The following is a 14,442-nucleotide window of genomic DNA, read 5'->3' as shown; positions in this document are numbered from 1 at the left end:
GATTCATTCGCATGTTATGATTGTTTGCTTGTTTATCATCGTTTACCCTTTGAAGTTAATCATGATGAAGATATGTGCTAATAATCAAGAATTGCGTCCGCGATAAATCTATTACTTAATTTAGAATAATATCCGACCTGGTAATTATGGTTGCTAGCAGTTTTTAACCAAAAAATAGGAACGAAATTTTACTAACGTCCCTATCTCCAACTAAACTAACTCACAACTCAACTTATCGTATAGTATTTTAAGGTTTAAATACACCTACTGCGTCTATACACAAACTAATATTTTTTCACGAGGTGACCTTCCTAGTTAATACAACTAGCGGTCAACCTTGTCTTATAAAAGTGGTTTCATTGGCCAATTGAAATTAATGGATGTCACTGGAACCTGAGATAATATATAGACAACTCGAAACTCACATCCCAAAATTAAACTAAGTATCTCTTACCTGTAATACCCTATTTACTGGAAGGCCTTATATTGCTCCTTATACCTATTTTTTTTATAGTATATTGAACGGGAGATAGTTTTTCTTTACCCTCAGTATTTGTTATTTTGAATTCTTCAAGTGTTTCATGCAAAGCATAACAGGCGTCTTCATAAGACACATTACATATTTCTGAGATTAACCGGATTCCTCTATCCCTAAGTTTTTTATTTGAAACTTCAACCCAGCTCATCCAATTACCTGTCACTCTACCCATCAGAACCATGGTTCCTGTTGAAATAGTATTGAGAACAAGTTTTACGGCCATATGCTCCATGATATTAAACACAGAAACTTCTGGCGAGCATAATATATTGAAATCAGAATTATTCTTGCCATCACCTATAATCAAGTCCAAAGTCCGCTGGAAATTAGCGGTACTTTTCTGAAAAGCAGTTTGATAGGTGGAATATTCAGGTTTATTCATTTCTCTTGAGCTCATCACATTTACGGCAACATTCGGAATTTTTGATAACCGCGAATCATCTTCTTCGTTTCCAATTTGGAATTTCACAATCTGCGATTTATCTAATTGAGGAGGTGCACTAGCAAGTGAATCAGTAGTGCCCATTTGACGATAAAGATTACTATCCCATTCCAAACATCGAACGGGGCGACCAAATACATATTCCCATGCAAGATTTGTCGGCATAACCGGATTCTTTACAAAAGCCCATGAAGGGGGAGAAACGAGATCATCAATTTTTTTGAACGGGGGCAACATAAATGTTGGTGCCCGCTCCGTTGTGTCCGTAAAAATATCCAACAGAAACTCCTGAGCAAAATATGTTACCAAACCATTTTGATCATAAATATTTTTCTCCAAAGAAATATATTGTGCCAACGTATCAAGGTTTGTATCAACAAGTAATTCATCCAAAAGCGAATTAAAAGATTGGGCATAATCAATCTCACGAATATTTAACATCTCCAACTGATTGGCATTTAGAACTCCCTTAAACAACTCGCCTAATATCTTTTCTAAGGCAACACCTGCTATCAACTGTTCAGACGTCGTGGCCTGCATTCTTGTTGAACCTGCAAGTGCCATTGGTCCACAATAAAGGTCTACAACTGTCACCCTAGTGTCCTCTATTACCTTTCTTGAACGTTCAATATGCTTAGCAAGAATACTAGTTGGATTATTAAACAAAAGAAAAATATCTGCGCCCCTATCTGCAGCTTCTTCAATGGTACCAATTACAGATGATGTCTCCCCTCCTTCAGTAATTGCTATTAGAACATCACCCGAGACAATATCCATTTCCTTAACCTGTTGCCTTCCAAATTCATGATAGTCCTCAAAATATTCAACAGATCTAATAAGCGCATAATCCCCCCCTGTCATAATGCTAAATACCGAATTGTGATATTTTTTTGTCTGTTCATATATTTCCGGATGTTTCTGCTTTAGGTCTCTGAAAAAACATCTCCACATCGATTCTAATAGAATACTCAAACGCCCAGTTGCCCCACATCCTGAAAAAACAATTTTTTTACCTTTCAAAATTGCGTTAACTCCTGATTTAACCATTTTTTCAAATTCCCCTCCTGCAATTACCCTCTCCGCCATTTCCTGAACATCCCTGTCCACAGATAACAACATCTTTACTCCTTCAGATGGATTTGAAGCAAACGTTAAATCCAAATTATATGTTTTCGGATTTGATTGTTCAGTAGGTAATACTCCTAAATGAAATTGCTTTTCATTATATAAAAAATTATCTGACTCTTTTTTCGCATTACTATTCATACCTTATAAATTTATATACTCAATTAGTATTGAGTTGTGTTTAATTAATTTCTATTTGTTTAAATTTTATTCCTGTATTTTGAATAATGATTATTACCCTTTTTATACTGCATCAATCTGATTATCAATAGCTTCTTTTTGCGTCAAAAATTTGATTACAACTCTGCTGTTTGAAGTATAGAGTCTTTTTTAAAAAACCACTTCATGGCTATTAAAACAAGTATTCCACCTAGTATATAAGCAAAGCCTAGTGCAGAAACTCCGTTTGAAAGACCAAAAGATTGTTTATAGTATCCCAGTAAAAATGGAGATATGGAGCCAATAGAAAACACAAATAGATATACAAGTCCAATAACGGAGGCTCGATACTTTGGCTCAATCACTGCAAATATGGTTGTTACAAAATTTGCTTCATATATTCCTCTAAATAATCCAAAGCCAGCTAGGTAAATATATACCCAAACAAGTTCAGTAGCTTGCCCCATGCCAAAAATGAAAGGTGCCCCTAGCAATAACCCTATGCCCTGGATTACTAGTCTATAATTTTTTGATTTAACAGCTAACTTATCAGACAATATTCCTCCCCCTATTATGCCCACAAAGGCGAAAATATGATGATAGAACATAGATGAAAAGCCCGAATCAGTTATTGATAAGTTGAATTTTTCGTGAAGAAACAAGGGCATCCAAGTCAAATAGCCAACATTGACAAATACCAAGCAGACAAAAGATCCTCCGAGCAGTACAATAGAAGGTTTTTTGAATAGAATAAAGAATGCTTCTTTTATAAATTTTTTCCTTTCACTAGAATTGGATGAAGGTATTATGTTTTTTGAAGGTTTTAAACGCCATAACAAAAGGGCTGACAGCAGAATTCCAAAACCACCAAAAATGTAAAATGCACTCCTCCAACCGAAATGCTCAGCAATTATACCACCTATAACTCCACTTAAAATCACACCTATATATAAAGAGGTTTGGTGAATTGACATTGCCATTGCCCTAGTTTTATTATGATATTCACTAATAATGGCATTTGCCGAAGGAGCATAAAAAGCCTCACCTCCTCCCACTGCTAGACTTCTAAGTAATATTAATTGAATAACGGTATAACTCATACCCGTAAAAAATGTAGCTACACTCCAAAAGAACAAACTAATTATTATGATTTTTTTTCTACTATAGAGGTCACCTACAAAACCAGCGATTGGAATACATACGCCAACACAAAGAACAAATAGAGAGGAAATGATACCGATCTGAGTGTCAGTGAGTCCCAGATCTTCTTTGATAAGAGGTAATAGGACGTTAAATACCTGCCTATCGGCTTGATTAAAAAAGAAAGCTAACCATAACCAAGCTATAAGTTCCCATTTGTACAAATCATTTCTTTTAATATTTATCATAATAACACTTTAGCTAAATTAATACTGTATTTTTTGTACGGAATTACCGCCCCTTTATAATAACAATGACATTGACTTATGTTGAAGAATCAATTGATTAAAATCTCAAACAATACAGTATCCGGTGAAGAAAAATCATAAATAAAGTCACTGCAATTCCTTCCAACTACTTTATTATCGTACACATTAATTACCTTTTTGCATGACTTTGGTAGGGAAATTTTTCTTTTCCCACCTTCCTTAAAATGAACTGCAAGTAAGCGTTCATTGGCATAGACAGGATTTTCCTCATCAGTATACAAATGAACCCCAGCATCTCGCATTATTTTTTTCATCGCTGTGGAAGTCAAGGTTTCAAATTTAAATGCATACACAGACTTCCATCCTTTCATGTCTACAGTAACTGGCCCTGTTGTTTTATAATCCACACCTGTCCACTCCTTTATTCGAGATATGTCGAGAGATCTGCCATCACATATGCCAGGCGCATATGTCCATACGATAGTTCGGTTTTCGTTCAAAATATAATTCTTCAAAATTTTTTCTCGGTCATTTGTTATAAGCAACATTGCCGGTAGAAAAATCACTTTATAGCGCGAAAGATCAATTTCAGGAATATCATTAAACGAGTAAACATCAAAGGGGGTGCCTGTTTTGTTAAGCTTATTTCGGAAATTTTGGGCCATATCATAACCCAAAGGCATTTTATCTATAATATAATGGGCACTTTGAGGGTCTGCAATCATTAGGACTTCTGCTATTGAACCAGGTTTGTCATTAATATATTCATCTGAAATCACTTTTAATCGCTGTATTAACTGTTGTGTTTCTTTCTTTTGATACCATCCACCCCACATATCGAACCACCAAAGTGAAGAATTATTAATCAAAGCGAAAAAAGCTTCTCGTTTTAAACCTGCGACATCATCAGATTGAGTTTTCCATCCACTTCCCGCATTTTTCTCGATTACATGTGTTCGATGGTCTATTTCATGCAAATACTGTTTATTATGACGTAGTAGTGTTCCATGTATCAATTGCGAACCACTTCCCCCTCCAATCTGTCTGTCATTATAACTTCCAGGGCTAATAAAAAAATCAATATCAGGACTTGCAAAAACCTTTTCATAGTCAAGATGTCCAAACGAAACGATTTTTTTCGGACTTACTAGGTAATACCCATAAAAAACGCCGATTTCCTTACCTTCACCTATATTGGCTCTCGCTACTTTTGAAAAATGAAGAATTGCATCCGCTATTACCTCATTGTGAAATCTCCAATACTGAATTTTTTCCATTTCAGTTTCCGGATTATAGACCAAATTCTCATGGGCGGCAGTGCCTAATGAACTTGCACTTGGAACATCGTCACCATAAGAGAAGTCGTTTTTGTTTGTCCACTCCTTCCAAGCCTTATTTTTTACCCTACTGCTTCTACCTCGATCATATTCGTACCATTCTGAAGTACCACCCCCTGAGAGTATATATGTCAATATTTTGTCACCATACTTTTTCTCGGAATATGCTATAAAGTCGAGCATCCATTCCGTTGTTATTTCAATCCAATCCTTATCGCTGGCCGCATGAGAAATCTCTGAAAAACTGTCATAGGCAAATTTGCGTGCTAGCCAATCAGGCATATTTAAATCTATGATACACATAAAATTAGCGTCATTATTCGCAGACAATAGGTCTTCTACCTGTGCATCATAAGCTGTAAAATCATACTCCTTAATACCTTTCCAAATTTTAGGATATTTACAATACTCGAAACCCGCAGAATTAATGGTATTTGATGCGAAGAAACAACGTGTGTTTATTCCTAGATTTTTGAATTCTTTTGTTGCTTCAAGCTCTGGCCAGAATGAGCGATAAGCGTGGTAAATATTCTTAGAGGAATTTACTTTGCTTTTCATTGGCATATCAGAAGAAAAAAATGGTGTCCGAGCAATTAAAGATGTGTTCATAGAAATGCCTAAACTTGCCCCACCGATAATTTTCGCTGCTTGTCTTCTTGATATTTTGCCAGAGTTGTCTTTTTTCATAATTCTATAATTTGTTAATGTTACTTAATACAACACCGAATGCTTTTCATCGATTGCTGAAATTAATCGGATATACTTTTAATAATAAGCCACAACTGAAATTTCGGTTATTTGGTCATGTATATTTACTACTTCGCCTCCAAAATTATTCCACGCTTTCCCGTTTAATTCCACTTTTTTTATCTGCTTTCCTTCTGGATGACGCAACTTTAACCGGATGACAGTAGGTTGTTTACTATTGGGTGCTGAAATATTCGTCTTTATGAATCCTTGCGATACTTGAGATTTAATAGAAAAATTGAACTGTCCATAGCTAGTCTGAGCTTTTTTCACCTCTATAACCTTCCCATCTTCAAGCCAGGCTCGTGGCACGCCGTGAGTCAGCCAAATTTCTGCTTTCTCCTCCTTAATTAGCATCATATTTGTTAGCCGTATGAGCTCTGATGAAGAATGAAGATGGGGTTGTCTAGAAGCTGACCAATGTTTCTCCCCATTCTCTTTAAAGTAATCTGCAGTTCCGTCTACAATATAACTACATTCTTGTGTAGAAAAAGTTTCTCGAGCCATTCCATAAGACAATAAACCATAGTACGAAAGTAGGAACTTGTCAATTTTATCGCGTCTAAGATTTGTTATGGCATAACCGGCAATAAAGTGGGGATCAATATCGCCATAGGGCTCCGTTTGAAATCGAGCCAAACCTAAAACTAACCCATCTCTTTGTTCGAGAAAATTTGGTACCCAATCTATCTTTTCGTCATCAATATCAAATATCTCGGATTCCAACATTCTAGGGGCAAGAATATTATAATAAAGTGATAGACGACTTTCATGTAAATTGTTGAATGGTTCTGTATTGTCAACAACCATCGGAAGAAAATTAAGACTATCCACCTTAATCATTGCCTTCTCCATCGAAGCAAAAATGTCACTTCTAAAGTCATCCGCAGCCTTTCTCAACCTTAAACTCTCATTTTGGTATTCATCGCCTAATTCTCCAATCGCAATCGATGCCTGATTTAATCCGGCCCAACACCAAGCATTGGCTAAATACTCCCTTGATAATGTTGAGCCTCCTACCTCATCTTCACAGTATTTATATTTGGAAAGGAGGCCATAACTAACTAGTTTCTCACCATCGATCAATTCCTGACTTAATGCTCGATCTTGAAGAATCATATCACAAGCGGCAATGATATTGGGGACAACCGTTTTGAACCATTTGGCATCATTAGTCTTCCTATAAAGTTGCGAAATTGCATATAAAATACTTCCATTTTGATGTGGTATGAATGCTTTTACTCCAGAAAATCCACCGTTTGGCCTTTGCAGTTTAATCAATAAATCAGCGACCTTCTTCGCCTCTTCGAAATATCCTCTGGTTGTGAGAGTATACATGTACATGGCAGAAGCAAAACCATAAACTCTTTCATATACGAAGGGTGCATCGTGTACCTCGAAATACTCCCTACTTTTATCTTCTTCAACCAATAAAAAATTGTTAATAAGCCACGTCTTATAGGCTTTTTCTACGATCTCTTCAGGAACATTCACCTGCATCCCGCGTTCTACTAAATTTCTCCAGAACACCTTAACTTCTTTCAGTGCTTCCTGAAAGGTTGTTAATTCTAAAATATCCGCATTATCTTGTGTTACTGGAAGATGTGGAAAACGAAAGTAAAGTTCTTTTTCCTCCAAGCGATTAAGTGATAGGTCGTAGGTAAGTTTATCGTTCTGAAAGGCTCCCCCATTTTGCTCTGCCCAAAAAATAATATTTCTGTTTTCATTTTGTATTCCATTGCCCTTTAATGTGAGCTTTTCCTTAAAAGGTATATCCTTAATCTCTTCTTCAACCTGTCTTAGGTAAACTGATAATTTAGTATCTTTCTTATTCTCGGTCGAGTTCCGTATTTTCATTCTAACAAAGGAAATCTGTAGATTTTCCGTAGAAAGTTCTTTAGAATATCCAAAAACAGTTTGTTCATAGTTAATCCCATCCAGTGTGTAATTTGTTGTCACAACGGGCAGATAGCCATCTAAAAGGGATCTACTAACATTTTTCTCTCGAACTCTTCCAAAGGGTATTGAATCATTCCCTACTTCGAAAGAAATATACACTGGGGAACAAACGATACCGCCATCCCAATTAACAAGGTACTTCCCCATATGTTCTTTAACCCCCACTAAAGTTGGGGGATATTGCATCTTAGGAAAAATAGCGGAAACGTTTTCAAAAGATGGCTCTTCCCCAATATCCATCTTTTGGCTGAAAGCACTAATCTTCCTTTGTGATTCTAGTGGAATATTCTTATAAAAATCTTCAGATATTATATAACCCGGTAACTTAAAGGTCCTAGCCGGTTTGTCTTTGCAACTTGAGCTCAAAAACAACGATAATATTATCGGCAGCACATATGTAAATTTAATATGCAGCTTCATTTTCTTAAATTTTTTATAACATTCATATTTTATAAATTATACCCGTATAGCTTCATCAAGAAGAATAGCGTTCATTTCTCCATATTCAAGATTTAAATGAAATTTTTTGTTGGCACTAACGATCCTTTCTCCACCAAATAATACTTCTCCACCGCAATCGGATGGCATGTGAATAACTGCATCTTTGTCATTCACATGGTGAATTCCAACCAGACGCGAATTAACATATATTGGATCATTACCTTCATAATAGATATGGACGCCTGCATTTCTTGCTAACTCACGCAATACTCTGAAAGGAATAGTGCCTGAACCTGCATAACACATGTTGTAGTTTTCAAATTGCTTTAGGGCAAATGCATTTCCTCCATCTTCATACTCCCCAAAAACGGTTAGGTTATCATCATCCACACTAAATTTAGGTGATACTTCCGTTTTATAACCAAAAGCGGTTCCGGTCAATTCCTGATTAAGTGATTTGCCCATGATAATATTTCTAGTTGGTTTCATCTCGCATTTTACTTCCATCTCAAGGACAGATGCCATTCTATCCACAGAAAATGCATCATCCGTTATATAACCAGGAGCATATAGAAACACTAAAGTCCTTCCGTCCTTTTTTAGCTTTGTTTCAATGTAAGTCAACTTATCTTCAGGGATTTTAAAGGTGTTCAGAAAAAAAATAAGTTTGTATTTTTTTTTATCACAAGCTCTTTCAAGGTCACTGAAAGTAAAAGAGTCATGTGGCGCACCCAAAAAGGAGAATTCAGTTATTTGCCTAGCTATATTTTTATCGTCGACATCTGAATCCTGATTCAGGTAAAATTGTGATTCGGTGTCCGTGAATATGGCTATTTCGGCTATTTTATCTATATCAATCTCCTTTAACCTTTCTCTCACGGACATTGTATCCACTACTTCATTTATTAAAGTCGGATCGATATAATTGTACCCGAAAAAATCGAACCACCACATGCCTGTCCTTTTTTCAAGTGTATTTACAAACTCTCGTCTGATACAATTCTTGGATACATTGATGGGTGTCTCGGGAGTGTGGGTGCGACCAAGGTCATGTCCATTTTCAAGAATCCGTTTATCCCCAACGGCAAAACGATAGTCTATCTCCTGAAAGTACAATTTCCCCCTTAAGGTCACAGAATCTACAGGAACAAGATAACCGCTTGCATCTGTCAATTGACGTGTCTCGTATCGGCATGGACCATAAATCATATCAAAATGCGGGGAATTCCAAACCTGTTCAAAACCAAGATGACCATTACATAACGACCTTCTTCCTGTTAATAGGGTGAGGTATCCATAAAACAACCCAGTTAGTTTTCTACCCTGAGTTATATTCTTAACAATTTCCGCAAAATAACAGGCGGCGTCACCAACAATCTTACTTTGAAATTGCCAATAATCAAAACCCTCCTTATCCTTCTGTACAGAAATATCCCTAAACACCCCATGAGATGTATGTTCAAGGGAATCGAGTGGGGGTAGTTTAACATCTGGTTTATTTAACCATTTTCCATATGCCTCCTCCTTCAAAGAATTTCGGTCTATATCAATTTTTAATAGAGGTGGTTTGCTGCCATCTGATTCGTAATATATATTTGATTTAGCAGCGTAATTATGCTCGGTATACCATTCCGTGGAACTCCCCGCCATAAGTGTATATGCATATATTCTATCTCCGTAATTTTTCTCTAGATAACCAATAACGTCCTTGAGATATTTGGCAACATCCTTTCTCCAATTTTCATTACCAGCCATTGAGCTTAATTCTCGATAACTATTGCGGCATCCTGGATTCTCATTCAAATACCAAGGGCGGGTATCTAACATCAACTTAATATTAAAATACGCTTCAGGAGCATTGTCAAGGAAAACCTTCATTTGGTCATCGATTTTTGAAAAATCATATTTCCCTGGACCAATCCAATGCTCGCCATACTGGGAATAGGGCACTCCCAAAGTACAGGGCATACCCGAATGAAGAATGCCCATTAGACGTACCCCCGAATTATAGAAATCCTTTATATTATAGGGTTCTGGACTGAAAGATCTAAAGGCCATTGGATCAAAGACTTTATTCTCAATCTTTACTTTGGCTTCCCCGTTTTCATTGATTATACTACAGTTTATATTGTTATTTTCTATAAAACTATTACTACAACTTCCAGCATACATTCCCATCCCACCTAATAAAATACCAGTCGAACCTGTAACTGTTTTATGTATAAAGCTTCTTCGTTTAATCTTCATCTTTTCTATTTAAATTATGGCGTTCCGTCTTTCTAATTGGAGAAATATGATTTACTCTTGACTTAAGTATTCTTACTTCAGGAGGGATCTATAAATTGACGTGTATTTAAACGTCGTCGCAATTCGTCAATACTTATTGAAAGTGATTCGCCGCAAGGTTTTCCATCACGGTAACTTACAACCCAGACCTGAGAAGCTCCCTTAGGAATATCAACGGGCTGTTGCTTATACCGATTCGAGAAATCGTCAGGTCTTGTACCATTTAACGTATAAAAGAAATCAAGACCTTTGACATCCGATGAAAACGTTATTTTCATAATACCATCCTTATTTTTAACAGGAGTAATTATTGGGTCATAAATACTTTTGCTATAATTGATAGGATAACGCTCAAGTGAGGGAAATTGAGCTTCCACACGTGTTATAAATTCATCCAAATCACGTTTACCTTTTGGCGACCATAAAACTTCGGAGAGTGCAAAACCTCTTGGCCAGGTCATATATTCCAGCCTGCCTTTGGTACTTATATATTCTCCCCAAAGGCATCCTTGGCCGCCGAGGATATATTTGGGGTCTACATTATCCGGTACAGGTTCAAACTTATATACCTGGCTCAAACGAACTAGACCGTTGGCGGGAATAGGCATTATTTTCGGATCCGTTTGCCTTTTATCAAAATATGTATAAAATTTATCAGCCACAACAACATCATGTTTCATTTGAGCAGCCTTTATTCCGCCTTCCATACCTCTCCAATTCATTACTGTTGCGTCAGGGGTAAGCCCTCCTTCCAATATTTCGTCCCAACCTACGAGCTTTCTTCCCTTATCCGTTAACATCTTTTCAACCCTATGGATAAAATAACTTTGTAATTCGTCTTCATTGCTTAAATTTTCATCCTTCATCCTCTTTTGGCATTTCGGACAGGTTTTCCAGAATTTCTTATTCACTTCATCCCCTCCAATATGGATATACTCACTCGGGAATATCTCCACATATTCGTCTAAAATTTTATCAAGCATTTCAAAGTTACTTTCATTTCCAGCGCATAATGCAGTAGTCATATCATTTGGTATCGGGCTACCAGGATTAACATCATATTGAACTCCTGTGCATGAAGTCGACGGATATGAGGCAATCATCGCAAGGCTATGCCCAGGAATTTCAATACCAGGAACAATAGTAACATTCCTTTTGTGGGCATATTTTACCAGTTCTTTCAATTCTTCCTGGGTATAATAACCACCGTATGTAGACTTTTCTCCAGGCTGAGGTTCTTCAAAGGTCCGCCATTCACCGGTCCGTGGCACTCTCCAACTTCCGATTTCCGTTAGTTTTGGAAATGCTTTAATCTCTATCCGCCATGCATTATCATTGGCTAGGTGTAATTGCAATATGTTGTACTTGTACTTCGCCATCTGATCTATGTATTCCATTACTACATCTTTAGGCAAAAAATAATGTGCAGGGTCTATGAGCAATCCACGCCAAGCAAACCTTGGAAAGTCCTCAATATAAACACAGGGTATTAAGACTTCCTTATTCTCAATTCCATTAGGCAAAAGTTGTATCAATGATTGTATACCATAAAAAACACCTGCTGGTTTGTTGGCTTGGATATTAACCTTCGAAGGTTTAATATCGAGAACATAACCTTCAGCTCCAAGCACACTATCATACACCTTATTCAAAACAAGTTGAATCTCATTTACTTTGTCTGAACTTAAATTGTTTACATCTAATTTTACACCAACCGCAGATAATTGGTGCAATAACGTCACTACATTATTATCCATCTCGGTATTCCTTGGCAGAGCAACAATCTTAACATCCGAGGTCAATTTAAAGGAACCTGGCTCACTCTTTATTATTGCAGGATTTGGGATTATATTTAATTTAGATATTAACTCAGATTCTTCTGCACTTTTTTGATTTACCTCCGCACATGATACTACACATAGTGAAATAGTAAATAAAAATATTTTAAAAAGCTGCCATAAATTCCTTTTAGAATATAAATTGTTTAAAAGAAGCATGTGCATTTTATTTATAGTGATTATCCATATTTATATTTAGTATTTCGGAGGAGAAATTGTGTAATCTACTGGCAATCGGCTTTGAAGCTCCTTAATACTAATTGACAGCCATTTACCAACCCGGTCACCGTTACGAAAGGTAACAGCCCCCAATAAGGTTGCCCCCTTAGGGATATCAATAGCTTGGCCCTCATATTTTGGTGAAAAATTATCAGGAATTGTGCCGTCGAATGTATAATAAATGTCAAGATCCTTAACTTCGGTTGAAAACTGAAGTTGTACCGAGCCCTCTTCTGTTTTTAAACGTGTAACAATTGGGTCATATATACTTTTGGCATATTTTACTTGTGCCTTCTCAAATCGAGGAAAATGCTCTTCAACTCGTTCTAAAAATTCATCTGTATTACGCTCAATTTTGGGCGACCAAAGTACTTCTGAAAGAGCTAACCCTCTTGGCCAGGTCATATATTCAATCTCTCTGATATGAGGCATATATTCAGTCCAAAGCTGACCCTGACCTCCGATAATATATTGAGGATCTACGCTTTCCGGTACTGGTTCCCAGTTATAAGTTTGACTCAAACGCAATAAGCTTCGAGAATAAGTCTCCGGAATAATATTAGGATCAGTTTGCTTATAATCGAAATAGGTGAACGTATTGGGTGCCATTACAACATCGTGCTTCATTTGGGCGGCCTTAATTCCACCCTTAACTCCTCTCCAGCTCATTACAGTTGCACTCGGAGCAAGCCCTCCTTCTAATATTTCATCCCAACCTACGAGCTTTCTTCCCTTATCCGTTAACATCTTTTCAACCCTATGGATAAAATAACTTTGCAACTCGTCCGTATTTTCCAAATTTTCTTCAGCCATCCTTTTATGACATTTAGAACATGTTTTCCAAAAACTTTTATTCACTTCGTCACCACCGATATGAATGTACTCACTTGGGAACATTTCTACATACTCGTCTAGAATTTTATCAAGCATCTCAAAGTTACTTTCGTTACCAGCACACATTTCATAGGGTATCTCCCCGTATTTTCGTGGACTGCCTGGATTTACATCATACTTAAGACCTGTGCAGGATGCTGAAGGATAAGAAGCGATTAGTGCTCCCATATGGCCAGGTAATTCGATTTTTGGAATAATTGTCACATTCCTTATCTGGGCATATTTTACCAATTCTTTTAATTCTTCCTGAGTATAGTACCCCCCGTATGTAGCTTTCTCCCCTATTTGAGGCGGTTCAAAGGAGTGATATCGTCCTGTTCGTGGAACTCTCCAACTTCCAATTTCGTTCAGTTTAGGAAATGCTTTAATCTCTATTCGCCATGCCTGATCGTTAGTCAGATGAAGTGTTAATTTATTATATTTGTATTTGGCCATTTCGTCAATGAACTTCTTAAGATCTTCCATCTCGTACCACCAATGTGCAGCATCGAATAATAACCCTCTCCAAGCAAAACGGGGGTAATCCTCTATATTTACGCAGGGTATTGAAATTTCCCTGTTATCTATTTCAATAGGCAAAAGTTGGATTAAAGACTGTACACCATAAAAAATACCACCTGGTGTATTGCCATTAACAATTATTCCGGTTGATTTAACTTGAAGATTATAGCCTTCATCCCCCAACTTACTATCATACGTTTTATTCATAACTAGCTGAATTTCGCTAACTCCATCTGAACTAGACTTATTTACATCTAATTTTAGCCCAACCGCAGATAATTGTTCCGACAACATTATTACTATATCATCCACTTCGGGGTTCCCTGAAATATTAACATCTGAGGTCAACCTAAAAGAACCTGGTTCATTCTTTAATAATACAGGCTTTGGAATTATATTTACTTTGGATATTTCAGGTTCGATTTCATTTTTTTGATTTATCTCAACACATGACACACCGCACAACAAAATAATAATTGAAAAAAATTCTAGAAAACTCCTTAATTTTTTTTTCGTATATATTTTTTTTGAAATAAGCATATGAATT

7 protein-coding genes are annotated in these 14,442 nt (G+C 36.7%); all 7 read right to left on the bottom strand.

The features are described 5' to 3' along the window. Nucleotides 1-464: 464 nt before the first annotated feature. The 7 genes from KO529_RS04850 to KO529_RS04820 all read right to left on the bottom strand — a co-directional run bounded on the left by KO529_RS04850 (nucleotide 465) and on the right by KO529_RS04820 (nucleotide 14,435). On the bottom strand, nucleotides 465-2,246 hold the full coding sequence (locus tag KO529_RS04850) for a hypothetical protein (RefSeq protein WP_215946770.1): 1,782 nt from the start codon (nucleotides 2,244-2,246) through the stop codon (nucleotides 465-467). A 155-nt stretch (nucleotides 2,247-2,401) separates the two neighbouring features. After that, nucleotides 2,402-3,652, bottom strand: coding sequence for an MFS transporter (locus KO529_RS04845; RefSeq protein WP_215946769.1), 1,251 nt, complete (start codon nucleotides 3,650-3,652; stop codon nucleotides 2,402-2,404). Between the two features lie 89 nt (nucleotides 3,653-3,741). Then, nucleotides 3,742-5,697 carry a hypothetical protein gene (locus KO529_RS04840; RefSeq protein WP_215946768.1) on the bottom strand — a complete coding sequence of 652 codons (1,956 nt, stop codon included), beginning with the start codon at nucleotides 5,695-5,697 and terminating at the stop codon, nucleotides 3,742-3,744. A 78-nt stretch (nucleotides 5,698-5,775) separates the two neighbouring features. Then, nucleotides 5,776-8,136 (bottom strand): hypothetical protein, encoded by a 2,361-nt coding sequence (locus KO529_RS04835; RefSeq protein ID WP_215946767.1) that lies wholly within the window; start codon nucleotides 8,134-8,136, stop codon nucleotides 5,776-5,778. Nucleotides 8,137-8,172: 36 nt separating this feature from the next. After that, entirely contained in the window at nucleotides 8,173-10,404 is a 2,232-nt protein-coding gene (locus KO529_RS04830; RefSeq protein WP_215946766.1) for a hypothetical protein, read from the bottom strand. A 77-nt stretch (nucleotides 10,405-10,481) separates the two neighbouring features. Then, a complete protein-coding gene (locus KO529_RS04825) occupies nucleotides 10,482-12,440 on the bottom strand; it encodes a beta-N-acetylhexosaminidase (RefSeq protein ID WP_215946765.1) in 1,959 nt (652 codons plus the stop codon). Between the two features lie 36 nt (nucleotides 12,441-12,476). Then, the gene (locus KO529_RS04820; RefSeq protein ID WP_215946764.1) at nucleotides 12,477-14,435 is read right to left on the bottom strand and encodes a beta-N-acetylhexosaminidase; all 1,959 of its coding nucleotides are present in this window, start codon (nucleotides 14,433-14,435) and stop codon (nucleotides 12,477-12,479) included. Nucleotides 14,436-14,442: the final 7 nt, after the last annotated feature.

Origin of the sequence: Arenibacter algicola, from assembly GCF_018860365.1 — a bacterium.
Lineage (GTDB): Bacteria > Bacteroidota > Bacteroidia > Flavobacteriales > Flavobacteriaceae > Arenibacter > Arenibacter algicola_B.
Note: the sequence above shows the minus strand (reverse complement) of the source record. Positions and strands in the feature narration are given on the sequence as shown.

Bases quoted from the DNA above. Each gene is read 5' to 3' on its own strand.
- KO529_RS04850 (WP_215946770.1), bottom strand. From the start codon at position 2,246: ATGAATAGTAATGCGAAAAAAGAGTCAGATAATTTTTTATATAATGAA.
- KO529_RS04845 (WP_215946769.1), bottom strand. From the start codon at position 3,652: ATGATAAATATTAAAAGAAATGATTTGTACAAATGGGAACTTATAGCT.
- KO529_RS04840 (WP_215946768.1), bottom strand. From the start codon at position 5,697: ATGAAAAAAGACAACTCTGGCAAAATATCAAGAAGACAAGCAGCGAAA.
- KO529_RS04835 (WP_215946767.1), bottom strand. From the start codon at position 8,136: ATGAAGCTGCATATTAAATTTACATATGTGCTGCCGATAATATTATCG.
- KO529_RS04830 (WP_215946766.1), bottom strand. From the start codon at position 10,404: ATGAAGATTAAACGAAGAAGCTTTATACATAAAACAGTTACAGGTTCG.
- KO529_RS04825 (WP_215946765.1), bottom strand. From the start codon at position 12,440: ATGCTTCTTTTAAACAATTTATATTCTAAAAGGAATTTATGGCAGCTT.
- KO529_RS04820 (WP_215946764.1), bottom strand. From the start codon at position 14,435: ATGCTTATTTCAAAAAAAATATATACGAAAAAAAAATTAAGGAGTTTT.